This window comes from uncultured Anaerobiospirillum sp., assembly GCF_902485895.1.
In the GTDB taxonomy this organism is placed as follows: Bacteria; Pseudomonadota; Gammaproteobacteria; order Enterobacterales; family Succinivibrionaceae; genus Anaerobiospirillum; species Anaerobiospirillum succiniciproducens.
Genome location: NZ_CABTML010000053.1, coordinates 37040 through 63458 on the forward strand (window position 1 = coordinate 37040; position 26419 = coordinate 63458).

Consider the following 26419-nt stretch of genomic DNA (forward strand, 5'->3'; position numbering starts at 1 on the left):
GTTTTGGCCATCAGCAAAAGTCAGCATACTCTTAATCAAAAGGAACTTGCACCACAAACGGAGGTCTAATGTCAAAGCCACAGTCAGTGTGCATACTGCGTTTATCCGCTCTTGGAGACTGTATCAATGCCTTTGGCATGGCCGGCGCAATTAAGCATCAATATCCAGATGTCGATGTCACCATGGTTATTGATAAGCGCTTTGCTCCTTTGTTTACTGATGAGCAAAACAAAGATCTCATCCCCATGCTACAAGTTAACTTCAAAGAACGCGGCTTAAAAGCTGCCTTGGATCTTAAACAAGATCTCAAAAAGCAAGCTCAAGCTGGGCAAGACTCATTTGATGTGCTGCTGAATATGCAGACTTCTATTAAGGCTTCTTTGTGCTCTTTAATGATTAAGGCCCCAGATAAGTACGGCTACGATAAAGAGCGCTCTCGCGAGATGCACTCTTGGTTTATCAATCATGAGGTCAAATCACCAACTAATCCTCATGTATTAGCTGGATTCATCGCTTTTGCTAAAGAATGCGGCTTACCTATCGACAAGCCTATATGGGACTTCAAATTAGATCCGTTCTTAATTGATAAGGTTAGCTGCATGGTTAATCACGAGCGTATCTTCGCCATCTGCCCATGTTCTGCTAAAGCACAAAAGAACTGGACGGTTGATGGCTATGCTCAAATGGCTCGCTATGCCCAAGAAAAGGGGCTGCAGGTAGTGCTGCTTGGTGGTGGCAACGACTTTGAAAAACAAGTTTGCGCAGACATTGCTCAAAAGTGCGACAACGTCATTAATATGTGTGGTCGTACTAACTTAAGAGAACTTGCTGCCATGCTCAAGATCTCTAAATTAGTTCTATCTCCAGACTCTGGCAGCATGCATCTTGCTCAAGCTGTTGGCACTCCTGTGATTGGACTATTCGCCGTTCACAATGATGAGCGTGTTGGTCCTTGGAATTTTAGTGAGCTCAACGTCTCTGTATATAAAGATCTTGCGCTCAAAGAACTCAAGGGTGATACCATTCCATGGCGTTATCGCGTGCGTGATGAGCATGCTATGCAGCATATCAGCGTGGATATGGTCAAGGCATCTTTTGATAAAGCGCTACAAATTCATCACATTTAGCCATGCAAGCAGTGCTTGCGACAGCGCTTAGCTTGCACATGCGATTAGCATACATATACGCTTAGCTTGCATCAATTGCACTCCTGCATAGTTTGCATAACAGCGCTCATGCACGGCCTGCAGGCAAGATTTCACTAGCTTTAGCTAGAAAATAGCTTAATACTCATCAAGATGAGTTAAAGCCTGTTGTATAACATCAGGTATGTAATAAATACCTAAATTTTAAACGAGGATAGCACTGTGAATATTGCTGTTTTTCCAGGAACCTTTGACCCTACCACCTTGGGACACTTTGATATCATTCAGCGCTCCTCAAAGCTGTTTGACAAGCTCATTGTAGGCGTTGCTGACAGCCCAAATAAGAAGCCACTGTTTGATCTTAATAAGCGTGTTGAGCTTATGAAGGGCTGCACTGAGAAACTCGACAATGTTGAGGTATTAGGCTTTAGCGGTATGTTCTCTGACTTCATCTTAGAGAACAAGGCTAATGTCTTAGTACGCGGTATTCGTACTGTTGCCGACTATGACTATGAAATGCAGCTTACTGGCATGTATCGTATCGCTATGCCTCAGATCGAGATCGTCATGATGCCAACTAATGGCAACTTAGCCTTTATCTCTTCAACCTTAGTTCGTGAGATCATCACTCATGGCGGCGATATTTCTCACTTCGTACCACACAATGTTGCTAAGGCCATTCAAGAGCAGATTTACACCAAGTAAGTGTTGATCTGTCATCCAAACCAAAAGAGCATCCTTATCGGATGCTCTTTTGGTTTGAGGCTCAAATGATCTGTTATCAAGCACTTACTTTTGGCAGTGAGGACAGAAGAAGGTTGAACGCTGTCCTTGTACTATGCGCTTGATCTCATGGCCGCATACTTTGCACTTTTCTCCCTCATGACCATAGACCATCAGGTTTTGCACAAAGTAACCTAGCTTTCCGTCAGCACCTTCAAAGTCACGAATGGTAGTGCCACCACTCTTAATAGACTCAGCTAAGATGGTCTTAATATTTTCCACTAAGAGCTTAGCCTCTTTCTTGGTAATGCTGTTAGCAGGACGCTCAGGATCAATACGGCTTAAGAATAAAGACTCACAAGCGTAAATATTACCTACTCCCACCACCACAGCAGAATTCATCAGGCATTGCTTAATTGCTAGCTTGCGCTTTTTAAGACTCTCAAGTAACACCTCAGGAGTGAAGCTATCTTCTAAAGGCTCTGGGCCTAAAATCTTAATACCCTTGTACTCGTATGGATCAGAGTCTTTATCTACATATACAGCTAGACCAAAACGACGAGCATCATTTAGACGTATAGATGTGCCACTATCTAACATCAGCTCTAAATGGTCATGCAGCTTACGCTCAGTATTGGTATCCACAATACTCAAATGACCAGTCATACCTAAGTGGATGATCAAAGAGCCATTGGTAGTAAAGATGATGATGTACTTAGCACGACGGCGGATATCTGTTACCTTAGCGCCAGAAAGCTTCATTAAATCTGGGCTGAGCGGCTCACGCATCTTGAGTTTGCCGTAATACACATCCTTAATGGTATGACCAAGCAGTACTTTCTCAATACCTCGCTTAGTAACCTCAACCTCTGGTAACTCTGGCATCTTAAAGCTCCGTCAAAATCGATAATAGACAGGTATACGTCTGATAGCGCGAACATGATAAACCTCTATGGCTTATCTTAACTACAATCACTCTAGTTTTGAGAAATTTTCACCCACTTGTACTAAAAAGCCAAAGGGTGATGAGCTCTCTTAGAACTTAAAATCTATAAACGCCTTTTGCCTGCCATGTTAAGTAGCAACATGGGGAGCCTCTAGACCATATTAAACGCCAACCTAGGCCTTTCATGCCAGGTTAAGTGGCCCATGGGTAGCCTCCATGCTGCGCTCTACCTTACAAAATTGATGATTTGGTGGAAAACAGGCATAAAAAAAGCCCGATGCGAACATCGAGCTTCTTGTAACAGAAAGTAAAAGACCAATTACTTGATCTTGCCTTCCTTGTACAGAACGTGCTTACGTACTACTGGATCGTACTTCATGATCTCCATCTTACCTGGAGTAGTACGACGATTCTTAGTAGTAGTATAGAAATGACCGGTACCTGCTGAAGAATTTAAACGGATCTTCTCGCGACCACCTTTCTTAGCCATGATACTCTCCCTTAGATCTTAACGCCGTTAGCGCGCATATCAGCAAGAACGGCATCAATACCTAACTTGTCAATAGTACGCATACCTTTAGTGGTAACACGCAGTCTTACAAAGCGGCTCTCACTCTCAACCCAGAAGCGGTGATACTTGAGGTTTGGAAGGAAGCGGCGCTTAGCAGCATTCTTAGCGTGGGAACGATGGTTGCCCACTGCCGGGCGCTTGCCCGTAACTTGGCAAACTCTGGACATGTCTAGTCACACTCCAAATATACTTATACGGGTCACAGCACCGTAAAAAAGAGCTGTAACCATGTCAAAGGTACAACAAAATGGCCGCCATTCTATCATAAAAACAGCACATTGATCGCTTAAAACACAATCTGTGCGTCTTTAAAGGCTCGTAACGGTGCTGATGGCTTTTAAGTCAAACGCACGCGTACTTGGCTCTTGTACCTTGTAATTGAAAAAGAGCTTCCCTGACTCTTTGATGTGGTGGCTGACGAATCTTGTGGATCCATAACGCTTAATCGCGTTACAAAACGCTTCGTATATGGCCTGCTAGAGCAGTTTGCCATTACGCACGCTTTCCCAAGCTTGCGTTATAAGCTCTATTATCAAGCTTTACCAACCTTGTTCAAGGCAGCTTGGTAAGTAAGATGCTGTGTTTACCTACTCATAAATAGTGACTATAAGCTGATGAGGCGTACAGTCTTGTGAGTAGTTACAGATAACATTTGACAAACACATCTGCGGCTAAACACGATGAGGTATATGGTCAAATGCTGAGCCTTATCTGTAGAAACCTGCAATGCAGGTCTATAGAAATCCTGTCATAGGCAAACGCATAATAGCTTGGCTTTAATCAAGCACCTTGCTAGTACTGCTGCCTAGACCTCTGCCTTTAAGTTAAACCCGTTATAAGTTACAGGAGACTTAAAAACAGTGAGAACAACACTCGACTTACGTCGGATGTTTCCATGCGGTTGTTCTATACAAGCTGCAAAAGCAGCTTAAGGCCCTAAACACCTAACTCTCATGAGCGGCATCTATACGTACCTAAAATTAGCCTCGAGATTATAGACGATCAGATCTCAAAGATCAAAGGGAAATCACATTTTTTCCATTTTTCTTTGTTAAGTTAGGCTCTCTGAACACACAAAGCCCGATACAAGCAAGATCACGGCACAAGCAACGCAAACTTATAGCCCATAGATCATCGCTTCAATTGCCAAACTATCAGGCAACTTTTGTCTATATGCAGAGATCGTACAGATCTAAATAGGATCAGATGCAGGATCTTATAGTTGGTGAATGCCCAAACATATGAGATTAGATCACATAGCCAAGATGAAAAAAATCTCTAGCAAAATTGCACTAAACTCAAGGCCGAACGCTAAAAACAACCAGGCGACAAAGCCTTATACAATCAGGCGTTTACATACATGGGCAGTAAAATTATACGTAAATTTGTAGCTCGTGAATTTTTTGTGTGACTATGATCAAGATTGGGTTTGGAAAGTTTTTTCACGTTTTGAGCATATTGCTAGTATGCAAAAGGCCGTAGTTACTAGTTAACGACTTAGTTGCCCACCTGGAGCAATGAGGTTCAATATGCAAAAACCAAACAAACAATCCACCCAATCCGTGCATGCTAAGACCACCTTAAAATGGTTTGCCGCTGCTTTAACCGGAACTCTTATCGCCTCTAGCATTTCATATGCAAATGCAGCTAATGATAAACAACTCTCTGACGCCTCCTACAAGAACGTAGTATTAAGCGATTCTCCAAATACTACTAAGCTAGGCGCTAAAGAGACCTATGATCAAGCTTTAGAGCTTTTTGAGTCTTACTATCGCTACACTGTTCGCTATGATGGCGATAGCGCCGATGCCGTTATTTCTGGCAAGGAATGGTATGACGATGTCGAGACCGTTGGTATCAACCGTGAGCGTGCAAAGAGCCAGTTCATTCCTTATGAGAGCGCTGCTAAGGCATTTGCTGCACAAAAGACCGTTTTAGACGATGTCGACGCTAGCTCCTCAGCGTTTTACAAGAAGCTCTCTGGTGCTAAATGGGATTTTGCATTAGTACATACCCCTCAAGAAGCTGAAAAGAAAGACAAAGAGTGGTTAGCAAAAGACTACAAGGGCAATGAGTTTTCTAAAGAAATGGTCCCTGCTGCTTGGCAGACCTACAGAAACTCCGATGGTACTTTCAAGTACGACGAGCCTATGTACACCAACCATGGCTTCCCATGGCAGACTAACTTCCAGGACGAAGACTACACCACCCCTCGCGCACCAACTGTCTACAATCCAGTTGGCTACTATCGTACTAACTTCACTCTCGATAAGAACTGGGATGGCCGTGAGGTTTTCATCTCCTTACAATCTATTGAGTCAGCCTATTACATTTACGTTAATGGCAAGGTTGTAGGCTACTCAACCGATAGCTATACCGCTCACGACTTCAATATCACTCCATACTTAACTGAAGGTGAGAACACCGTAGCGATCAAGGTCTTCCGCTGGTCAATCGGCTCCTGGCTTGAGAATCAAGACTTCATCCGTCAGTCAGGTATTTATCGTGATGTCTACCTCTACTCCAAAGGTGAGGCTGAAATCCGCGATTTCTTTGTTAAGACTGAATTTACCAATCAAAAAGATCTGCTCAACTCTGACGTTAAGCTCTCTGTAGAGACCAACTTACGCGGTCTCAAGAATACACAGGACAAAGACTACATCGTATCTGCCCGTCTTTTAGACAAGGATGGTAATGAAGTAGCTAAGGCTGAAGATAGCGTAGTTGCAGTAAAGGCTGCAGGCACTTCACCAAAGGCTAAGCTCTTAGATCGCGGTGTAACTAACACCGTCTCAATGAACGTAGTAAACCCAGATAAGTGGTTTGCTGACACTCCTAATCTGTACTACTTAGAGTTAGTACTTAAGGATCTAGACGGCAAGGAAATTGAATCTACTGTTGAGCGCGTAGGCTTTAGAGACTTAAGAAAGGTTGCCCTGTCTGAAAAGAACAAGGATCACAAGGCTTTAGAGCAGCTGCAGATCAACGGCAAGCAATTAGTCTTCCGTGGTGTAAACCGCCATGATACTGATGTTATCAAGGGCAGAGCTGTAGGCTTTGAGGACTACTTAGTAGATCTTCAGACCATGAAGCAGCACAACCTCAACGCCATCCGTACCTCACACTATCCAAATGATGCCATTATGTATGATCTGGCTGATGAGTTAGGCCTCTATATCTGTATGGATGCCAATATCGAAAGCCACCGCGCTGCCTTTACTGGTGCTCGCGTTCCAACCGGTCCAATCGATAAAGGTGAGTACAAAGAGTTTGTAGCCCCACTGCTTGATCGTAATGCTAATATGATCGAGCACTATAAGAACAACCCATCTGTGGTTATTTGGTCTTCAAACAACGAGGCTCAATACCAAAAGGTTAAGTACAACAGCCACTCAGGCTTCTGGGTTGCATCCATGTACGCCTTAAAGCGTGACCCTTCACGTTTTAGAAAGTCAGAGCGTGCTTCAGCCTACCAAGATCAGATTCAGCTTGGCGATCCATGGTCACTTAAGTCACGTTTAGCCAATATCGTAGATCTACACTCCACTCAATATGCACTCCCAGATAGCGTTAATGCCTATCGCAACGTACAGCCATATGTACACTCTGAGTATAACCACGCCATGGGTCAGGCATACGGTAATGCTAAAGAGCACTGGGATGTTATCCGCAGTCGTGACAACGTCAATGGCGGCTTTATTTGGGACTATATTGATCAGTCTGTTTTAACTGTAGACAAGAACAATACTTCAAAGAAGTTCTGGGGCTATGGCGGTGACTGGATCGACCCTAAATACAATGACAATGCCTTCTGTGGCAATGGTTTAGCTTATGCTGATCACACCCCAAGCCCTAAGCTTAAGGATGCTAAGAAAGTTCATCAGCAGGTTAATTTCTACTTAGCTAACGACACTGTTTCCTTAAACGATATCCTCAAGATCAAGATGGTCAACGAGTATGAAAATACTCCACTGACCAACTTTGACATCACCTGGTCTATTTACAAGAACGCCGATCGCTCCAAGCCTATGGCAAACGGCACTTTCATCAGCAATTTAGAGGGTATTCAGGGTCAATCTATCAACACTAATGCCCAATACATCACCATCAATCTAGCCAAGGTGTTAGCAGGTCAAACTATCGAACAAGGCAGTGAGTACTTCTTAGACTTCTCTGTTAAGTTCAAGCACGATACTAACTTTGGTGCCAAGGCTGGCTATGAAATTGCCCACGAGCAATTTAAGCTTGCTTTCGACGACAAGAGCACTGTTGCCATCCGTGATGACAAGCCTATCCCAGACTTCACTGACGTTGTAGAGTCTGATACCAGCGTTACTTTAAAGGGCAAAACTGAAGCTAATCAGTCATTCAAGATCGTCCTCAACAAGACCACTGGTACTATTGATAGCTATGAGCTCGATGGCGATCAAGTCATTATGAAGGGCCCAGAGCAAAGCATCTTCCGCGCACAAACCTACAACGACACCACCGCTTACTGGTCAAAGGAAAGCCAGAATGCAGGCGCGTTTGAAAACTTAAAGGACGTCCAAGTAGTCTTTGACAAGGCCTCTAACCGCGTTGTTATGCACATGGGAGCTAATATGGCAGTTGATGCTGCTATTTCCATGGACTACGAGGTTTTAGGCAACGGTGAGATCATCGTCTTAAACAACTTCTCTCCAAAGAGCAACTTTGCCAAGGTAGGTGGTTTAGCTAAGTTTGGCTCCCGTCTCATCATTGCAGATGAGTTCCAGAACTTTGCTTACTTCGGTCGTGGACCTTTCGACACTTATGTCGATAGAGAAAACGGCGCCCGCATCGGCAAGTATGCAAATAAAGTTTCTGAGAGCTACGACTATAAGATGATTCGTCCTCAAGAGAACGGCAACCACACTGATGTACGTTGGACTAGCTTAACCGACGCATCAGGCAATGGTCTGTTAATCTCATCTAAGGGCAACTTTGAGGTTTCAGCTCTTCCTTACACCGCAGAGGAGTTAAATAATCAGGTTTACGATGACCCAATCAACCGTCATCCAATCGATGTTCCAATGCGTAAGGATAGCGTAGTTTGGTCTATTGACTACAAGCAGCGTGGCGTTTCTGATACTGCATTCATGGATCACGTACCACTTGATGGCTACCAGGTTCCTACAACTGAGGACTACAGCTACTCATATCGCATCAGCCCAATCAGCGCTAAGAGCGATGTAGATAGCAAGGCTTTCTCTCACTACGATGTACAAGCAGCCAAGCACACTGTTAAGTCAATTGCTATTAACGGTGAGTCTTTAGCTAACTTCGATGAGAATGTCCACAGCTACAACGTTACTCTCCCATCAAGCGCAAATGGCTTAGATATCAGTGCCACTGGTACTAACATTCGTGTTATCGATAACCGCGATGGCTCCTATGTAGTTAAAGGCTTTGCAGATGGTATTTACCAAGAGTACACATTAAATGTTGTCCGTGAAGGCCACAAGGTCAAACTACAAAATGGCGACGTTAAGGTAGTTATCGGCGAGGATACTAACTTAGTTGATGGTGCCTCTAAGCCAGTACCAACTGTTACCACCAAAGAGGGTAAGACTTTAGTTGATGGCGTTGACTTCACTGTTAAGTACCACAACAACACCGTAGCCTATAAGCAAGGCAGTGCAACTATTGTCTTCAAGGGCATCTACTCAGGTAAGAACATCACCAAGACTTTTAATGTCAAGGATTACGTCGGCGCAGTGAAAACCATCACCTTCAATGTTGATGGCGGCAGCGCTGTACCAAACATGACCATTGGTAGTGGTACTCTCTTAGATCAGAGCAAGATTGTTCTGCCAACTAAGGAAGGCTATAGCTTTGGCGGCTGGTTTAATTACAACTTCACTCAGGCTTTTGACTTCAATCAGCCTATCGTGCAAGACACCACCTTATACGCTAAGTGGAACAAACTATAACCATAGCTAACTTAATCACTTCATAGCCTCTTAATGAGGCTAGACTAAAGCCCCTTAAACGGGGCTTTTTTCTTTTCTGAGCACAACGATGTGATTTTTAATGTGGGTCCTAAAAGCTCACGTTAGCTACGCCATTAAACTCACGCCATAATCGTAAGATTTGGAAGGAGTAATTCACGACCCCATCTAAAGTTAAAATCAGTGCACACCTATCTTCCAGGACATTACATAAGACTAACGCTAAAAATATGCACCTTTTAGATGCGATTAAGTTAAGGCACAGGGCTTATGTCGTTATAATAACTGCTCTGTTAGTCATGCCTTTTTGCACATAGTCCTCATGAGCACAATTGATCATAAGATCAGCGCTTGTTTAAACTTGATCACGCCATTTATTACTTACTCTTATGCTAGATCATAGAACACAAGAATAAGACTCTCTAGTGGCTCTAGATCATCGACAAGCAGATTGAACTGAGACTTATTACAAGGCGATTATGAGATCAGAAACCTTGGTGCACTACTTACTTACAGATTATAAGATCGATGACATCATTGCCTTGATGAGTAGATTTGATCGTAACTAAGGCTCAACTTTTGGCTCGACTACATCAGATAGCTGCATTTTCTACAAGCGGAGATTGCTTTTAATGTCCTGGGAAGTTCTTGTTACCGTCTTTACCTTCGGTGGTATCGGCGCGGTAGTACGTGGAGCCGTGATCTTTATTTTGGCTCTGCCGTCAGTATTCTTCTTTCCTTTTGCCGTTTTGTTGGTGAACATCATCGCGGCATTCTTAGGTGGATTTATCATCTCCATCACTCTGCCAACTGATATCAACTCAGCTTTATCTATAGGCATGGTCGGTGGCCTTGGCACGCTAGCAGCCTTTACTGGCGACATCATCAATCACTTCTTTGATCGTCGCCATCGCAACAAGTCTATAATCCTGGCAGTGGTCTACTTTGTCGCCACTTCCATTAGTGGTGTTCTTTCTGCTCAAGGCGGTATGAGCGTTGGTCAGATGGTTATGGACTACAACAATACTGCAAGAGCTGAGGCTACAGAGAACATTGTTAAAGGTACTGAGGAGCTGCAGCAATCGATCTTAGATAACAATCATATGCACGATGCTGAAGAGTTCTTGAAAAACAAGGACATCAACATCGATGAGTACATCTCCCACTCCCACAATATGGAAAGTGACGTAACCCATGCTGATGACAAGAGCTCTGAGACAAAGGGTAGTGACACTGAAAATGCTAAAGACAAGAGCACTACTACAGATGCTGAGCAAAGCTCTTTAGAGTCTAAAGCAACTGACAAAGCAACCTCTGCTAAGTAAGGAGAAGATCAAATGGATAAAGCATTTAGTTTCATGCTGATATTCTTCGGCGGCGGTTTAGGCTGTTTAGCCCGTTTTCTAATTGATGGCACTGAGCTTCACGCATTTTCGATTGCTAATTTAGCCTCTTGTGCACTCATGGGCGTGTGCTATGCCATGTTCAACTATAGTGTGCTCGCTGACCACAAGTTCTTTCATACTTTTGTGAATGTTGGCTTCTTAGGTGGCCTTTCTACTTTCACTCCACTTGCCGTCTACTCACTAGTTAGCACTGAGCATAATGTCTTCATCGCTAGCGCCATGCTGTGCGGCATTTTAGTTGTCTATAGCATCCTTGCTATTGCAACCTACTTTGCTACCGCCTTTGTATTAAAGAAGTACATGCACAAACATCGCCGCATGTCTTTATTATGCCGCTATCGTTTCTTAGTGCAGTACAAGATGATCATCCCTCGCTTTGCTGAGATTAAGGCTCTAGCTGATGAGCTGTATGCCTCTGGTCTTAACCTCAATGATAAGAAGCCTCTGCCAGGTGTCTTTGAAGAAAAGCGCAATGTACTGCGTCAAAAAGCCTATGACTACGTCCGTATGCTGCTAGCTTTTACTGAAATGTACAAAGAAGCTATGCTCAAAGACAAATGTCATCCGCACTCACTTGAAGACATGTTAGTAGATGCAGTAGCTAAAGGCGATCTTGGCTCTCCTGAGCATAGAATTGAGACTATCAAGCCACAGCTTGATTACATCAACAAGCTCATGGAAGAAATCACCCCTAAAGCCCTACGCAAAGGCAAGTAACCGCCTAATTTGATACTTGCGGCCCCATGCACCATCTTGCCTTCCTTTAGCATGGGGCCTGCGCATCTTTCCTTTCCTTTTGCATAAGCATGTATATATTGCATTTTCGTTTGCATGAGGATCATAAGATCTGTGCAGCGCCCGCCCATCAATACAATACGCACCATCTCATACACGTTAAGCTACTAATCTGTCGTCTAAACCTTGCAAGAAACTATCTGTTAATGGCTCTAAGTTGCCGCAAATTCATGCCTTGCCTCACGTTCTAAGATTTATCTTTGTCTTTACTCACTACAAAGAGCTGTACTAATCTAGAATTAAGAGAAGTCATGTTTGTCGTGCATAGCTCTACAAGCTTGATGCAAACTTGCTAAGATGTAACAAGAAGTCTAAAGAGCTGATCTATTTTTAGCCCTTTGTGCTTGAATTTTAAGATTTCGCCACCATCTATAAGATTAAGGATCACCACCTAAGATCTTAGAAAGTGCAACTCTATGTCAGATTGCCAATTATGTATAGATCATTTTAAAGGCCGATCCGACTGCATCTAGCTAAACCGATTAGTGCCGGGCAAAGCACACAATACCAGAGGTTTAGGACAATAGAACAACTGATCCTATGCTTTAATAGCGCGGCGCACACGCCTGAGTGCATAACAAAAGTAGATCACTGCAAACAGAGATCAAACAGGCCTGCTCGGTAATGCTGGATCGCTTTTAAGGAGATTTTCATGAGCCAATTACTTCTTCAAAATCGCAAGATAGTGCTCGGAATTACTGGCGGCATTGCAGCCTACAAAGCCTGCGAGCTATGCCGCTTACTTGTAAAGAACGGCGCTGACGTTCGCGTAGTGATGACCGAAGCAGCCGCTAAGATGGTAGGACCTGCAACCTTATCAGCTCTAACCCATCATGAGGTAATGACCGATGTTTTCCAAGACGCTGAGGGCATCGATCATATTGCCATTACCAATGACGCAGACCTTTATGTAGTAGCACCTGCCACTGCCAACTCTATTGCTAAGTTTGCCTGTGGCCTAGCTGATAATGCACTTACTACCTCAGTATTAGCCTCAGCATGCCCAATCGTCATTGCCCCTGCAATGAATACTCGTATGCTGCTCAACCCTGCCACCAAGCAAAACCTCAAGACGCTGCAAGATCGCGGTGTATATATCATCGCTCCAGAGGATGGTGAGCTTGCCTGTGGCGATAAGGGCATGGGTAGAATGCGCAATCCAGAGGATATCTTCTCTTACATTTGCGCACTGTTAAATGACCACATTGCTCTTCCATATAAGGGCTTTGAGCCAGAGGCTCTGCCAAGCCCAGAAGAGCCTGCAGCTTTAACTCAGACCAAGCTGCTGCCAAAATCTCACGGCGCAGGTATTAAGATCGTTATTACCGCTGGTCCTACTGAAGAGAACATCGATCCTGCACGAGTTATCACTAACAAGAGCTCTGGTAAGATGGGCTATGCCTTAGCACAGATGGCCGCCACCATGGGTGCAGATGTAACTTTAATTTCAGGACCTACACATCTTGCAACTCCAAACAACGTTAAGCGTGTAGATGTAACCTCTGCAAGTCAGATGCTTGATGCTGTTAAGTCACAAGTTGGACAAGCAAACATCTTTATTGGCTGTGCTGCTGTTTCAGACTACCGTCTCATTGAGCCAATGCACACCAAGCTAAAGAAAGAAGATCATGGCGAGTTCTTAACCTTAGAGTTAGTTAAGAACGAAGACATCATCGCCTATGTAGGCCATTTAGATGAGGATCGTCCTTTCACTGTAGGCTTTGCGGCAGAGACTGATAACTTTGAGGACAATGCACGTGAAAAGCTCTTACGTAAAAAGCTTGATCTCATTGTGCTCAACGATGTTTCTGATCCAGAAATTGGCTTTAACTCCAACGACAATGCCGCTAGCGTCTTTAATGAGAAAGGCATCGTTACTAGCTTTGGCAAGATGAGCAAGGTTAAGCTTGCTGATTTACTCATGGAGTTAATCCTTGCTGAGTACAAGAGCTCACGTGAAAGCGAGAAGAAGTCTAAAAAATAACTAAGTTATAAGAGCTAAGGCTTATAGAGGCTTATGCTCAAGACTAACTACATAAAAGCCCGGCCTAGGTCGGGCTTTTTCATATGCATTAAAAGGCAATCTTAAGCCTGTGCTTTGCTACAATACTTAGCCTTGCTAAGCACTTAGGTGAAACAGCATCTGTGTGCTGCTATATAGCATTAATACGGACAACAGCTACGTTGAGGAGACGTGCATCATGGCTAACGACACTCAGAGATACACCATGCCTGATGAGGGCTTTAAGCGAAATGTTCAAGTTGAACTAAAGATCTTAGACGAGCGCCTTAAATATGGCACATTCCCTCTACCTCAATATGAAAGCTCCATGGCTGCAGGTGTAGATCTTCGTGCCATGATTAGCGAGGATAAGATCCTCAATCCTCAAGAGACATTCTTGATGCCAACTGGTATCGCCGTCTATATGAAAGATCCTAATTTATGCGCCACTGTTCTCCCTCGCTCTGGTCTTGGCTTTAAGCACGGTATCGTACTAGGCAATCTAACAGGCCTGATTGACGCTGACTATCAGGGCCCATTAATGGTTCCTCTGTGGAATCGTTCTAGCGAGCCATTTACCATTAAACCAGGCGATCGTATTGCCCAAATGGTATTCGTTCCGATCGTACGTGCTAGTTTCACTGTTGTTGATGAGTTTGAGGCCTCTGAACGTGGCACCGGCGGCTTTGGTTCTACTGGCCACAAGTAGACACTGGCGGCTTTGGTTCTACTGGCCACAAGTAGGCACCGGCGGCTTTGGTTCTACTGGCCACAAGTAAGCACCATCAACATGTGAAAGGCAAACTTTCACTATAAGACCATTAAAACAAAAGCCCCGCAACCGCATTGGTTGTGGGGCTTTTGCTATCAATACTCTTATAGAGCGTGCTAATCATGCATGCGCAAGTAGTTTGGCAGCGTGATTGCTCTAGATACGAGGTGATTATGCATTCAGATGCTGCTTGAGCGCGGCGATCTCAGCTTTAGTTTGCTCCAGGGCAACACCGCCTAAGACATTACGCTTAGCTAAGATGCTCTGTAAAGAAAGAATTGGGTAAACATCATCTGCAATCACAGCTGAGAACTTCTTGAACTCGTCAACACTTAAGTCCTCTAAAGGCTTGGCTACAGAAATAGCATAGAGCACTACCTGACCTACGATATCGTGAGCCTCACGGAATGGTACACCCTTAGAAACTAAGTAGTCAGCAAGCTCAGTGGCGTTAGAGTAGCCACCCTTAGCAGCTGCCTCAATCTTATCTTTATTAAGCTTAATGCCTTCAAAGACTAAGGACATCATATCTAAGCACTCATGCCAGGTATCTAAAGCGTCAAACAGACCCTCTTTATCCTCCTGCAGATCTTTGTCGTAAGCTAAAGGCAGTGCCTTAACGGTGGTTAAGATACCCATGAGAGCACCAACTACACGACCAGCCTTACCTCTAATGAGCTCACAAGCATCTGGATTCTTCTTTTGTGGCATTAAAGAAGAACCTGAGGTTACCTTATCGGATAACTCAATAAAGTTGGCCTCACCTGAGTTGTAAATAATAAGATCTTCAGAAAGACGTGACAGGTGCACTAAGCTTATTGAAGCTGCAGATAACAGCTCCATAACGTGGTCACGGTCAGATACTGCATCTAAGCTGTTGTGGGTTGCGCCCTTGAAGCCTAAGTTCTTGGCTAACTCTTCACGATCCATTGGGTAGGCAGTACCAGCTAAAGCTGCAGAGCCTAATGGGCATACATTTAACAGATCACGGGCATTAGACAGACGTACAAAGTCACGATCAAACATCTGCAGATAAGCTAAGCAAAAGTGAGAGAAAGTAACTGGTTGGGCACGCTGCAGGTGGGTATAGCCTGGGAAGATTACGCCCTGGTTCTCATCAGCAACCTTTAACAGCTGACGCTGCAGACCACGGATGGACTTTAAAATCTCATCGCATGCGCGACGGCAGAATAACTTAAGATCAACAGCTACTTGATCGTTACGTGAACGACCAGTATGCAGCTTCTTACCTAAAGCACCAACCTTCTCGATTAAACGGCGCTCTACATAAGAGTGAATGTCCTCATCACCAGCTAAGGCGATCTCGTTTTCACGGCCAGTCATTTCCTGCTCAAGCTCATTTAAAGCCTGGATCAAAGAAGCGCACTCATCTTGAGTTAAGACATTAACAGTAACTAAAGATTTGGCCCAAGCACGTGAGCCCTCAACGTCCTCATGAAATAAACGGTAATCGAATACTAAAGAGTCGTTGAAGTGCTTAAAGCGGACATCGCTGTCCTGGGTGAATCTACCGCCCCATAATGCCATGGTCGTTATTCCTCTAACTGAAGATGTTTAGTCAATATTAGTTGTGCCACTACAAATAAGCCTAAGTTTAGTTCGGCCTAATGTAAGTAAATTGCCTGATGCACTTACTGCTACACAGTCATCATTGCTCTTACTTACAAAGCACTGATGAGTGTGTACCCATAAATTTAGCTAGGCTATAAGACAAAGCCCGCACACCAGGCGCGGGCCTTTTTAAGACAGGTGCATAAGATAGCCTCACTATGAGGCTACCTAGCTAAAAGCTCTGTCTAGGACAATACTACTTGCCCTGCTGCTTTCTGTGCTCTGCGTTTAATGCGCGGATACGTGCAGGTAAGGAGTAGAGCTGGATGAAGCCCTTACCATCAGCCTGATCGTAAACGTTGTCAGCACCGAAAGTTACGAAGTCGAAGTTGAAGAGGCTGTTAGGGCTTTCCTTACGGATAATGTCGCAGTGACCCTTGTAAAGACGCACAACAACCTTACCGTTAACATCCTTGGCGAGCTCATCAGCACCAGCCTGGATGATCTCACGCAGACGGGTAAACCAACGACCATCGTAAACTAACTGAGCAAACTCAATTGCCATGTGGTCACGGTGGATGCGGGTGGTCTTATCGAGAACTAACTGCTCAATTGCACGCAGAGCATTGTAGATGATGGTGCCGCCTGGGGTCTCATAGCAGCCACGGGACTTCATGCCAACTAAACGGTTCTCAACGATGTCGATACGGCCAACACCATTACGTGCACCACGAGTATTAAGCTCGTCTAAGCACTCAAAAGGAGTAACCTTCTTACCATCGATCTCAGTTACAACACCCTGCTCAATGGTGAGCTCAAAAGTCTCTGGAGTATCTGGAGCCTTCATTGGGTCAACAGTCCAGGTCCAAACTGCCTCAGATGCCTCGTTCCAAGTAGCCTCAAGCTCGCCACCCTCAGTTGAGATGTGCAGAGCGTTAGCGTCACGAGAGTAAATCTTCTTTAAGGTAGCCTTACATGGAATGTTACGCTCAGCTAAGTAAGCTAAGCAGTCTTCACGGGAACGTAAGTCCCACTCACGCCATGGAACGATCACATCAAGGTGTGGAGCTAAAGCAGCAACTGCAGACTCGAAACGAACCTGATCGTTGCCCTTACCGGTAGCGCCGTGAGAAATAGCGTCGCAACCTTCAGCTAAAGCTGCCTCTACCATTGCCTTGCCGATTACAGGACGAGCAATAGCGGTACCTAAAAGATAGGTCTCTTCGTATAAAGCGCCAGTCTTGAAGGTCTCGAATACATAATCACGAACGAACTCTTCACGTAAGTCCTTGACGATGCACTTGATAGCACCAGAGTTCTTTGCCTTCTCCTCGATGCCTTCTAAGTCATCTCTCTCCTGACCAATGTCAGCGACAAAACATACAACCTCGCAACCATAGTTCTCCTTTAACCAAGGAACGATAGTTGAAGTATCAAGACCGCCTGAATAGGCTAACAGAACCTTCTTGTACTGCTTTTTATCTTGCTTAGACATCAGATTAACCTCTGTTTGGATTTAGCAAAGTAGCTAAAAGAGCCATGTGAATATGTAAACGGTTTTCAGCTTCATCGAAGACTACGGACTTCTCTCCATCCATCACTGCATCAGTGATCTCGTAGCCACGATGGGCAGGTAAACAGTGCATTACCAGACTTGCATTGGAGCTCTTAACGAGTTCTTCATTGATCTGATAAGGCATGAACACCTTCTTTACAGCCTCAAGTGGGGTGTCATCACCCATTGAAACCCAAGTATCAGTGTACAGAACGTCATAGTCCTTAAGTAACGACAGATCGTCTGTTACGTCGAGCTTTGCGCCATACTTAGCAGCTTGCTCTTTGGCCTTATTGAAGACCTGTACATCAGGACCGCAATTGAGCGGGCAGAAACAAGTTACATGTGCGCCTAAAAAGGCACCAGCAACTAATAAAGAGTTAGCAACATTATTGCCATCACCAAGGTAGGCGAGCTTTACGCCCTCAACCTTACCTAAATGCTCCTTTACGGTCATGTAATCAGCCATGGCCTGAGCTGGGTGGTAGATATCAGAAAGAGCATTAATTACTGGTACTGAACCAGTTGCGGCAAGCTCTTCTAAAGTTGTCTGCTTAAATACACGACCAACTAAGCAATCAACCCATCTTGAAAGATTGCGTGCATAATCAGCAACTGACTCACGCACACCTAAGTCACCCTTACCTAAATCTAAGTAAACGCCGTGACCGCCAAGGTTGAACATAGCCAACTCGAAAGTAGTACGGGTACGTAAGGAAGGCTTTTCAAACATTAAAGCAGCGCTCATACCATCAAGTAATCGTCGGTACTCTTTAGGCTGAGCTTTCATGCTTTGAGCTAAAGATATGATCTGATGGTATCCGTCTTGATCAAGTTCAAAACCGGTAAGTAGGTGCTGCATCGAGCCTCCAAAGATTCCATGCTACGCACAACTTCAGGCAGCGATCATTGTCTGTTACCTGAAATGCATACGTTGAGTATTCGTAAAACAAAAAACAGCGCTGAAAGTCTCTTCTACACTCTAGATGTATCGATGATGCCAAGTTAACTTGGTCGGCTACTAGACTATGCTATGGTCTAGAGTTGACACACAGGTGCGAAAACTTAACAGGACGCTGCATTAAAAGATTCTAAAGAACGGGAGATATTGTTACTTAGGCGGGTAAAAGAACTTAAACCACTACTTCACAAGATCAGTGCCTGACAGAGCTTAATTTAAACTTGGATCTCTTAAAGAAAGCTTAAGGTGCGCTCAGCCTCTCAACCTTATGAATACGTTTGATAACTCAACAAGACGCGGATTAACCATGCTTGTTTTGTTCAAGCTAAGTACTCTTGGCACAATGCTTAACATTATCTACCAATGTGCTTTTAAGTTAGCCTTAATAAGTCAGATATGAGCATTGCTCGACTTTGGTTTATATGACTTGGCTTTGATTTTTAGTTAGGCAGTTCATCTAAGCATGCCTAGCTAAGCACAGATACATGATAGTGCCGAGATTACTTGTTAGGTTCTTACAGTAGAAGCCTGCAAATATCTGTGCTGTATTATCGCTATTTTTATTCAAAGGATCGCAAACACCCCAATAAAGGGCGCGTTTTAATTTAATGCACCAATTTTGCGCAATGCAAGGGTTAAAGCGGCAATAGTACGGCCTTCAGTCAGGACACTATCAGGATCAAAGATCAGATCCTTGACCTCCTCAGGGGTCAGTTTAACCACATCAATAGGCTCTGGCTCGTCCCCATCTAGTGCACACTCATATAAGTCTTCACACAAATAGCAATACATCTTTAAAGACAACATGCCAGGGGCTACGGTCATTTCATGTTTTAAAAGAGTTGTTTTATTCGCGCCGAAACCTATCTCTTCTTTAAGCTCTCTTACAACGGCTTCTTCGGCGCTCTCGCCTGCATCTATCTTACCTTTTACCAAACCCAACATGTACTCCATAACACCACCAGAGTACTCCACAGTTAGGTAAAAATGCTTGCCGTCATATGGCACTGCCATAACAGCACCATGACCACCTGCTATACGTTCATAAGTAGCTTTAGTTCCATTTGAGAAAGTAAGATCCATAGTCTCAATACGGAAAATACGAGAAGCCTTATGTGACTGCTGATTGCTAACCTTTGGCAGCGGTTTGTTTAGCAGTGCTTTTAAATCCATAGCAGGATGTCTCCAATTACTTAATATGCCTTAGATCATACTCTCAAAGCATCAATATCTGATCACTTGATTGTCACTGCTCGATTTTTGATCATGATCACAGACATGCATAAACCCACAGAGAATGAGGAAAACACATTCATTAGCGTTGATACAAGCATGTCGAGATTTGTTATCAGACAACTTAACACCATCAGCATGTATGGAAAACTTTCAAACAGAATGCGCAAAACTACAAGTTCTGTATAACTCGTAATCGAGGCACAATCTTCAGCTTATTTTTACTCAGGCTCACTTTATAAAGTGCAACTATTACTCTTCTTTACAATCTAGTCTTTAAAGTTAGATGGGAGATGATAGGCATATAAGATCAAGTACATATCAAGCTTTGTTTAAAGTTTTGCATAATCTTACTTTGCACTTGCTCTTAAGGGCCATCTTAGCGGCCACACACCTAATCGTAAGCAAGATAAGCTATCGAGTCAGGGTGTTTGCTTAGCGGTTGATAAGCTGAAAGATGCTATAATCATGCAGTTTTTTAATGAGCAAAGACACATGGCTGACAAAAACAAAACATCACAAGATGCACCTGCTGCAGTGCGCATTGATAAGTGGCTATGGGCTGCTCGCTTCTACAAGACTCGCTCAATTGCCCGTCAAATGGTTGATGGTGGTAAAGTAGACTACAACGGTAGTAAAGCCAAGCCATCACGAGCCGTGGAAGTTGGCGCGACCATTAAGCTCTTACAAGGCTTCTCTCGTAAAGAGGTCATAGTTAAGGCCATCTCTGATGTCAGAGGCCCTGCATCTGTTGCAGCAACCCTCTATGAAGAGACAGCAGAGAGTATAGCAAGACGAGAAGAAGAGGCCAGACTCAATAAGGCTGCCGCCTTGTTAAACCCTCGTCCTGACACTAAGCCAAATAAAAAAGAGCGCCGTGAACTTGAGTCACTCAAGCACAGCATGTGATTTTAGGTGCACAAGATTAACTAAACTCATCAGCAATGCAAAAGCATTATCTTTAAAGTGCTTTTAACCGTACTGATGAAGTGTCAATAACTACTGCCTAAAAGCAGAGGCTTATACAAGCCTAATTGACTAGCTTCAATGACACGTATATACATCGAGAAACAATAATGAGTAACGACACTAATCAAGCCGCAGGTATTGAAATCAATGAGGACAAGCAGGAAAACAGCATTGTCCGTTTCCTCTTTGAAGAGCACGGCGTACGTGGCGAGATCGTTCATATCAACGAGCCAGTACACAAGTTACTCGAGAACATTACCCACTATCCTTTATGCATTAAGTCTTTAATGCTTGAGTTAGCATCAGCTGCAGTTTTAATTGCTGCTACTTTAAAGGCTAACGGTACTGTAACCGTGCAAATTCAAGGTGGTGAGGGTTCTAAGGCGGTAAACTTTGCTTTTATCAATATCGATAAGAACCTCAATTTCTACGGCAATGTTTCAAGCGATCATCTCGATAAGATTAACGATGCAAGCTTCTTAGATCTCGTTGGTAAAGGCGGTATCTTAGTTATTTCCGCCTTCCCTGAGGGTGGCAATCGCTATCAAGGTATTGTGGCTTTAGACAAGCCAACCCTGTCTCAGTCCATCGAGGCCTACTTTAAAGAATCAGAGCAGCTTGATACCTCTATGACTTTATATAGCGATCCAGTTGCCTGCAAGTCAGGTGGTCTGATGTTACAGATCATTCCTGAGATCGAGAAAAACCATGAGTCGTTAGAGCACTTAAGCACCTTAAGCTCAACTTTAACTGCAGATGAACTCTTTGATCTGAGCCTCAACGAAAGTCTGCGCCGTCTATATTGGAACGACAAGATTCGCGTCTTTGACCCAACTAAGGTTGCATTTAAGTGTATCTGCTCTGTAGATCGCATCATGCAAGCTGTCAATGGTCTTCCTGAAGAGGATCTTGAGGAACTCGCCAATGACCCTAATGGCATCGATATGACCTGCAACAGCTGCGGCAAGGTCTATCACATCACTCCTGAAGAGGTGCGCCAGATTTTAGAGCGTACTCTTTCAGAGAAGGCTGAAAAAGCCGCCAAGATGGCAGAAAACGTTAAATAAAGGCTACATGAGCTCTATGAGCTCACAAAAGACGATCTCTAGCTGTTTCTATTGCACTTGCGCACACTCTTAATGTCCATGCTCCTTTTAAGTGATTGCTAGATCATTTAGAGGGCCTCAGACTTTTAGCTAGTACAGGTGCGATAAAGTATCAGGACTTGCTATCTTTGCAGCCACAGTTATGAGATCGTGCTAATCTAGGCTCCGAGCACAGGCTATCAGCTGAAGCTCAGCTTGTTTGCTCTACTCAATTGGCTGCTTAAAACCATTTAAGATCATTGAGATGTCTTATGCGTAACATATATTTAGGTGTCAACATCGACCACGTAGCCACTGTACGAAATGCCCGTGGTGTTTCGTATCCAGATCCTGTAACCGCTTGTGCTTTAGCAGAATTAGGCGGTGCTGACAGTATCACTACTCATTTGCGTGAAGATCGTCGCCATATTACAGATCGCGATGTACGTCTTATTCGTGAAACCGTGCAAACTAAGCTCAACTTAGAAATGGCTGTGTCAGACGACATCCTCGCCATTGCTCAAGCTCTTGCTCCACATGACGCTTGCTTAGTTCCTGAGCGCCGCGAAGAAGTCACCACTGAAGGTGGCCTTAATGTCAGTGGCGATCAAGTACGCATTGGCGCTGCAGTTGAGCGTTTATCGAAGGTCGGTACTAGAGTATCTTTATTCATTGACCCTGAAAAAGAGCAGATTGATGCCGCTGTTGCTGTAGGCGCTCCTGTAATTGAGTTCCACACCGGCGCTTATGCTAATGCAGTCAAGTCTGAAGAACGTCGCGAGTGCTATTTAAAGCTTGCAGAAATGGCTGCATATGCCTCCTCAAAGGGTTTGCATGTCAACTCTGGTCATGGCTTAACTTACGAGAACGTCACACCTATAGCATCTATTAAAGAGATGGAAGAGCTTAATATTGGACACAGTATTATTGCCCGTGCTATCTTTGTTGGATTACCTGCAGCTGTACAGGAAATGAAGAAAATCATGCAAGATGCTCGTCGCTTTGCATGCACAGATTTTCACTTCTAATCTATAGCGCTATTCATTAGCGCGTTAGGTTTACTAAAGATAAGTCTTTTAGGCTATCTTCAGATGGACTTAGCATCAAATCCATCAGACCTGAATACAGGCCTTTGTGATGCAAATTAGGATCTAAAGTGCTATCTCAAGGTACAAGAAAGACACTTGCTTTTGAGCTTTGAGAAGGTACTCTCTCTTTGCTTTTAAAGAAAATAGTTTTTCTTAAGCACTTTAGAACCACGTTGATGCCATTTAGCCCCATTTTTTTGCTTAAGTGGCACTTGGACTGAAGGAAAAAAGTAACGCTAGGCCCATAAGCTCTTACTTATGCTGCCTTAGCAGTAACAAAGCTCATCGGGAAGTACATTTAAATGTCTACCAACTTACTTGAAATGTTCGGAGATACCTCCGTAGATCGTGTTGAAGCAGCCCTTAGCGCTATGCGTCAAGGCCGTGGCGTATTAGTTGTTGATAATGCTGATCGCGAGAACGAAGGCGACCTTATCTATGCAGCAGAGACCATGACCTCCGAGCAGATGGCCTTCATGATCCGCGAGTGCTCTGGCATCGTTTGCGTTTGCATTAAGAAAAAGCGTGCTGAGCAATTAGGTCTGCCAATGATGGTTCAGGACAATACTTCTACATACGGTACTGCCTTTACTATCTCCGTAGACGCTGCTGAGAATGTAACTACTGGTGTTTCTGCAAAAGATCGTATCGAAGCAATTCGCGTGATCTTAGATGAGAAGTCATCACGTAAGGACTTAGCTGCACCTGGTCACATGTTCCCATTAGTTGCCCGTGATGGTGGCGTGTTAGAGCGTGATGGCCACACTGAGGCATCTTGCGACTTAGCTCGTTTAGCTGGCTTTAAAGAGTGCGGCGTTTTATGCGAGTTAACTGCTCCTGATGGCGATATGGCTCGTCTGCCACGCGTTTGTGCCTTTGCTCAGCTTCACGATATGACTGTTGTCTCTATCGATGACATCAAGGCCTACCGTAAAGAAAAGAACTGCTAGTAGTAACTACTTATCTGTTCAAGAGCTTGCACTAATTTACAAGCACTAGCACAACAGGGCGCTTAGCGCCCTGTTGTCGTTTTAGAGCCCTAAAACGAGATAGCTCCACCATCATGACTAGCACATAAAGTGGATGCTACGCCTTAGTCCGTGTATAAATATGAGAACTAACACGCTCTTGAAGCTTAAAAACTCATCTTTCATCACAGCTTTTGCTAACTTTGCATTGTTTAAGAGCGATATGCTACCAATTTGCATATATGACTTAATAAGCCATGTACAATGATATATTCATACCAAGAAACCAAAGTTAAGATCTAAGCTAATCACAGAGGCTCATGAGATACTGCATTACATTATGCAGATGTGGATTTTGTGACTAAATATAACTAGCTTGCACTAGTTATTATGAGAGGCAATGCATGCAAAGACTGGGCTTTACCAGAGTAGGAAACAAACAAGGATATCCGCTAGCCATCATCCATGGATGGGGCTGCGATAGCTCCTTTTTGCTGCCTATAGCACGCATGTTTCCTGATCGCGATGTCTATCTTATCGATCTGCCAGGCTATGGAAGATCAGAGCACCTAGCCTCGATCGCTGAAGACTTTTCAAAGACCAACTATCTATTGTTAAACACCATTCCATGTGGCGCAGACGTTATTTCTTGGTCTTTTGGAACCTTGTATGCTCTAAGAGCGATTAGTACCGTTAATAATCCATGCCTCAACTTTGATGTGTTTGAGAAGAACATGGTCTTTAGCTGCAATCAAATGCAAGAGTTGTTCGACGCTCAAGCCAAAGATCAGATAGATAGTTTTGACCATATGTCAGTAGCTCAGGCAGCTAAGCTTGCCCATGAGGGTATAGACAATTGCGCTGGCATTCCAAAACCAAATGGCCACACTATCTACAACCACCCTCTAATCCGTAGTTTGGTAACTATCTGTGGATCACCGCGCTTCCCATCAGACCCTAATTGGCAAGGCATGAGCGCAGTTAAGATCCTTAAGTGCAACACCAAACTTACTCCACGCCGCTTAAATATGGTGCTTAATATCTTCTTCCGCCTAGTTGATAGTAAGAAGAAAGGCTCTGCTAAAAGCCAAGATAAAGCAGCTATAAATGTCTCTTCTAAGACAGATGCAAGATTGAGCCTTAAAACCGCCCAAAACCAAACAGACTCTGAAAAAAGCTTAGATAAGCTTGATGAAAAAAGCACTGCAGCACCTGCTGATCCTGCAGTTAAATACAGCACAGCTATGTGTTCTAGTGGCGATGGTAAAGAGATACCTTATGAGGTGTTGATGGCTGGTATCAGATTAGTGACCTTTATTGATGAACGCCCAGCCATGCATCATATCAATATCCCAACACTACATCTGTTTGGCGCACTAGATCCTTTGGTTCCGGCATCATTAAGCAAGTACTTTGATAATCCACCACTGCACCGCTCTTATATCTTTGCTAACTCCTCACACAACCCAGTGCAAAGTGAGCCTGAAGAGTTCTTCAAAGTGGTCAGCGACTTTTATCAATCAATTGAGCACGACTAACCAATCATTGGCTACGCTCAATGTAGTATGCTTAGCCTTACTTGCATGCTTCATGTGTGCCCTGCTAGCTTTGCTTAGCTTAGCTTTACGATGGTGCCCATTAGCTTTGCTTAATGTGTGCCCTGCTAGCTTTGCTTGATGGCATGCTAGCTAGCATTAGCGATCAGATCATTAATAGCTGTCGGTTTAGCTAAGATAATTTGAGCGTTTTTTGGGCAAATCTTATGTTTGCATCACAAACCTAGATCACAGATTTGGTCTATTGCCTATTTAACTGTATTATCATCTGAGGTATGTCTGCAAAACTTTTGAGCTGTATTTTTGCAGAGTCCTTGGAGAGATGAGATATGGACGTAGCATCCAATTTTGCGGTAAGTGTTGCACCGCCCCCTTATCAAAAGGAGGTCGATGAGGCACGCCGAGACACACAAGCACGTGTTGCTATTCCGCAGCTCAATCAGTCTCATGGATCACGCTCACAAACTCATATCGGAGATCGTCGCGGCAATACCGACGGAGAAAACTCTCTTCTGAGCGCCCAGCAACAAGGCATTATGGATGCCACGGACGACATTATCGTAGATCCTGATGGCCGCCGCCGTCGCAGACGCCACCGTAACAACAACGGTGAAGAAGGCGATAACTCTGAGTATGAAGAGCAACAGGGTGATAACTACGCTTTTGAGGGCAACGAATACGCCCAGACAGAAGAAGGTCTTAATAAGTTCAATGAACAAGATGGCCCTGTAAAATCAGGCTATGACCCAATCACTGGCTACTACATCATCCCTGCAACTAGAAGAACCAAGAGACGCACTATCCTGCTGCGCTTTAGAGAACAGAATGTGCATTTCTTAGATCGTTTTAGCGATAAGAATACTGCCGTTGGCATTATCAACTTTGCTCTGTGCCGCAAGTATGGAGCTATCATCCCACACAGCCGTCTAGGTCAAGTAGTCGAAAAGAACGCCTAGACAAGCTTAAGATCGCATCTTCTATTCACCATCTACACGCTGCATGTTCCACTTAGGAGCTGCAGCGCTGCATCTAATTGTCTAATCCCCACACTAGCATCTACCCACCTCATACGATAGTTAATGGCAACGAGACGAGCCTACGCA

Annotated in this window: 20 protein-coding genes; 13 read left to right on the plus strand and 7 right to left on the minus strand. The window is 44.1% G+C overall.

Annotation, left to right across the window (positions count from 1 at the left end):
• Nucleotides 1-68: 68 nt before the first annotated feature.
• Both RDO37_RS04300 and coaD read left to right on the plus strand, forming a co-directional pair.
• A complete protein-coding gene (locus RDO37_RS04300) occupies nt 69-1127 on the plus strand; it encodes a glycosyltransferase family 9 protein (RefSeq protein ID WP_308498233.1) in 1059 nt (352 codons plus the stop codon).
• A gap of 240 nt (nt 1128-1367) precedes the next feature.
• Nucleotides 1368-1850 carry a pantetheine-phosphate adenylyltransferase gene (gene coaD, locus RDO37_RS04305; protein ID WP_027939689.1) on the plus strand — a complete coding sequence of 161 codons (483 nt, stop codon included), beginning with the start codon at nt 1368-1370 and terminating at the stop codon, nt 1848-1850.
• 84 nt (nt 1851-1934) lie between these two features.
• On the opposite strand, the gene mutM is transcribed toward coaD, so the two are convergent.
• From mutM to rpmB, 3 genes are all read right to left on the minus strand, one after another.
• Nucleotides 1935-2753, minus strand: a complete 819-nt coding sequence (gene mutM, locus RDO37_RS04310) for a bifunctional DNA-formamidopyrimidine glycosylase/DNA-(apurinic or apyrimidinic site) lyase (protein WP_027939688.1) — start codon at nt 2751-2753, stop codon at nt 1935-1937.
• A 380-nt stretch (nt 2754-3133) separates the two neighbouring features.
• Nucleotides 3134-3304, minus strand: a complete 171-nt coding sequence (rpmG, locus tag RDO37_RS04315; protein WP_027939687.1) for a 50S ribosomal protein L33 — start codon at nt 3302-3304, stop codon at nt 3134-3136.
• A gap of 11 nt (nt 3305-3315) precedes the next feature.
• Nucleotides 3316-3552 (minus strand): 50S ribosomal protein L28, encoded by a 237-nt coding sequence (gene rpmB / locus RDO37_RS04320; protein ID WP_027939686.1) that lies wholly within the window; start codon nt 3550-3552, stop codon nt 3316-3318.
• A 1362-nt stretch (nt 3553-4914) separates the two neighbouring features.
• On the opposite strand from rpmB, the gene RDO37_RS04325 reads away from it, so the two are divergent.
• From RDO37_RS04325 to dut, 5 genes are all read left to right on the plus strand, one after another.
• Nucleotides 4915-9336: a glycoside hydrolase family 2 TIM barrel-domain containing protein gene (locus RDO37_RS04325; RefSeq protein WP_308498234.1), complete on the plus strand. Its 4422-nt coding sequence runs from the start codon at nt 4915-4917 to the stop codon at nt 9334-9336.
• A 650-nt stretch (nt 9337-9986) separates the two neighbouring features.
• Nucleotides 9987-10679 carry a CrcB family protein gene (locus RDO37_RS04330; RefSeq protein ID WP_308498235.1) on the plus strand — a complete coding sequence of 231 codons (693 nt, stop codon included), beginning with the start codon at nt 9987-9989 and terminating at the stop codon, nt 10677-10679.
• Between the two features lie 12 nt (nt 10680-10691).
• Nucleotides 10692-11477 (plus strand): CrcB family protein, encoded by a 786-nt coding sequence (locus tag RDO37_RS04335; protein ID WP_308498236.1) that lies wholly within the window; start codon nt 10692-10694, stop codon nt 11475-11477.
• Nucleotides 11478-12207: 730 nt separating this feature from the next.
• The gene (coaBC, locus tag RDO37_RS04340; protein WP_308498237.1) at nt 12208-13539 is read left to right on the plus strand and encodes a bifunctional phosphopantothenoylcysteine decarboxylase/phosphopantothenate--cysteine ligase CoaBC; all 1332 of its coding nucleotides are present in this window, start codon (nt 12208-12210) and stop codon (nt 13537-13539) included.
• Between the two features lie 244 nt (nt 13540-13783).
• Complete coding sequence (gene dut, locus RDO37_RS04345; RefSeq protein ID WP_308498247.1) at nt 13784-14266, plus strand: dUTP diphosphatase; 483 nt, start codon at nt 13784-13786, stop codon at nt 14264-14266.
• Nucleotides 14267-14500: 234 nt separating this feature from the next.
• Here dut and argH read toward each other — a convergent pair whose 3' ends face one another.
• The 4 genes from argH to nudE all read right to left on the minus strand — a co-directional run bounded on the left by argH (nt 14501) and on the right by nudE (nt 19590).
• Nucleotides 14501-15877 (minus strand): argininosuccinate lyase, encoded by a 1377-nt coding sequence (argH, locus tag RDO37_RS04350; RefSeq protein ID WP_027939354.1) that lies wholly within the window; start codon nt 15875-15877, stop codon nt 14501-14503.
• Between the two features lie 280 nt (nt 15878-16157).
• Entirely contained in the window at nt 16158-17396 is a 1239-nt protein-coding gene (locus tag RDO37_RS04355) for an argininosuccinate synthase (protein ID WP_308498238.1), read from the minus strand.
• 4 nt (nt 17397-17400) lie between these two features.
• The gene (locus RDO37_RS04360; protein WP_027939352.1) at nt 17401-18318 is read right to left on the minus strand and encodes an ornithine carbamoyltransferase; all 918 of its coding nucleotides are present in this window, start codon (nt 18316-18318) and stop codon (nt 17401-17403) included.
• Between the two features lie 699 nt (nt 18319-19017).
• Complete coding sequence (gene nudE, locus RDO37_RS04365) at nt 19018-19590, minus strand: ADP compounds hydrolase NudE (RefSeq protein WP_308498239.1); 573 nt, start codon at nt 19588-19590, stop codon at nt 19018-19020.
• A 555-nt stretch (nt 19591-20145) separates the two neighbouring features.
• On the opposite strand from nudE, the gene hslR reads away from it, so the two are divergent.
• The 6 genes from hslR (at nt 20146) to RDO37_RS04395 (ending at nt 26272) form a co-directional block, all read left to right on the plus strand.
• Complete coding sequence (hslR, locus tag RDO37_RS04370; RefSeq protein ID WP_027939350.1) at nt 20146-20559, plus strand: ribosome-associated heat shock protein Hsp15; 414 nt, start codon at nt 20146-20148, stop codon at nt 20557-20559.
• A gap of 167 nt (nt 20560-20726) precedes the next feature.
• Complete coding sequence (locus tag RDO37_RS04375) at nt 20727-21686, plus strand: Hsp33 family molecular chaperone HslO (protein ID WP_052338911.1); 960 nt, start codon at nt 20727-20729, stop codon at nt 21684-21686.
• 290 nt (nt 21687-21976) lie between these two features.
• Nucleotides 21977-22732 carry a pyridoxine 5'-phosphate synthase gene (gene pdxJ / locus RDO37_RS04380; protein ID WP_027939349.1) on the plus strand — a complete coding sequence of 252 codons (756 nt, stop codon included), beginning with the start codon at nt 21977-21979 and terminating at the stop codon, nt 22730-22732.
• A gap of 362 nt (nt 22733-23094) precedes the next feature.
• Nucleotides 23095-23742 (plus strand): 3,4-dihydroxy-2-butanone-4-phosphate synthase, encoded by a 648-nt coding sequence (gene ribB, locus RDO37_RS04385; protein WP_308498240.1) that lies wholly within the window; start codon nt 23095-23097, stop codon nt 23740-23742.
• Nucleotides 23743-24164: 422 nt separating this feature from the next.
• On the plus strand, nt 24165-25298 hold the full coding sequence (locus tag RDO37_RS04390) for an alpha/beta fold hydrolase (protein WP_308498241.1): 1134 nt from the start codon (nt 24165-24167) through the stop codon (nt 25296-25298).
• A gap of 347 nt (nt 25299-25645) precedes the next feature.
• Nucleotides 25646-26272 (plus strand): hypothetical protein, encoded by a 627-nt coding sequence (locus RDO37_RS04395; RefSeq protein ID WP_027939346.1) that lies wholly within the window; start codon nt 25646-25648, stop codon nt 26270-26272.
• Nucleotides 26273-26419 lie beyond the last annotated feature (147 nt).

Bases quoted from the DNA above. Each gene is read 5' to 3' on its own strand.
- RDO37_RS04325 (WP_308498234.1), top strand. From the start codon at position 4,915: ATGCAAAAACCAAACAAACAATCCACCCAATCCGTGCATGCTAAGACC.
- RDO37_RS04375 (WP_052338911.1), top strand. From the start codon at position 20,727: ATGAGTAACGACACTAATCAAGCCGCAGGTATTGAAATCAATGAGGAC.
- RDO37_RS04330 (WP_308498235.1), top strand. From the start codon at position 9,987: ATGTCCTGGGAAGTTCTTGTTACCGTCTTTACCTTCGGTGGTATCGGC.
- hslR (WP_027939350.1), top strand. From the start codon at position 20,146: ATGGCTGACAAAAACAAAACATCACAAGATGCACCTGCTGCAGTGCGC.
- RDO37_RS04300 (WP_308498233.1), top strand. From the start codon at position 69: ATGTCAAAGCCACAGTCAGTGTGCATACTGCGTTTATCCGCTCTTGGA.
- rpmB (WP_027939686.1), bottom strand. From the start codon at position 3,552: ATGTCCAGAGTTTGCCAAGTTACGGGCAAGCGCCCGGCAGTGGGCAAC.
- mutM (WP_027939688.1), bottom strand. From the start codon at position 2,753: ATGCCAGAGTTACCAGAGGTTGAGGTTACTAAGCGAGGTATTGAGAAA.
- pdxJ (WP_027939349.1), top strand. From the start codon at position 21,977: ATGCGTAACATATATTTAGGTGTCAACATCGACCACGTAGCCACTGTA.
- ribB (WP_308498240.1), top strand. From the start codon at position 23,095: ATGTCTACCAACTTACTTGAAATGTTCGGAGATACCTCCGTAGATCGT.
- nudE (WP_308498239.1), bottom strand. From the start codon at position 19,590: ATGGATTTAAAAGCACTGCTAAACAAACCGCTGCCAAAGGTTAGCAAT.
- coaBC (WP_308498237.1), top strand. From the start codon at position 12,208: ATGAGCCAATTACTTCTTCAAAATCGCAAGATAGTGCTCGGAATTACT.
- dut (WP_308498247.1), top strand. From the start codon at position 13,784: ATGCCTGATGAGGGCTTTAAGCGAAATGTTCAAGTTGAACTAAAGATC.
- argH (WP_027939354.1), bottom strand. From the start codon at position 15,877: ATGGCATTATGGGGCGGTAGATTCACCCAGGACAGCGATGTCCGCTTT.
- RDO37_RS04360 (WP_027939352.1), bottom strand. From the start codon at position 18,318: ATGCAGCACCTACTTACCGGTTTTGAACTTGATCAAGACGGATACCAT.
- RDO37_RS04390 (WP_308498241.1), top strand. From the start codon at position 24,165: ATGCAAAGACTGGGCTTTACCAGAGTAGGAAACAAACAAGGATATCCG.
- RDO37_RS04395 (WP_027939346.1), top strand. From the start codon at position 25,646: ATGGACGTAGCATCCAATTTTGCGGTAAGTGTTGCACCGCCCCCTTAT.
- RDO37_RS04355 (WP_308498238.1), bottom strand. From the start codon at position 17,396: ATGTCTAAGCAAGATAAAAAGCAGTACAAGAAGGTTCTGTTAGCCTAT.
- rpmG (WP_027939687.1), bottom strand. From the start codon at position 3,304: ATGGCTAAGAAAGGTGGTCGCGAGAAGATCCGTTTAAATTCTTCAGCA.
- RDO37_RS04335 (WP_308498236.1), top strand. From the start codon at position 10,692: ATGGATAAAGCATTTAGTTTCATGCTGATATTCTTCGGCGGCGGTTTA.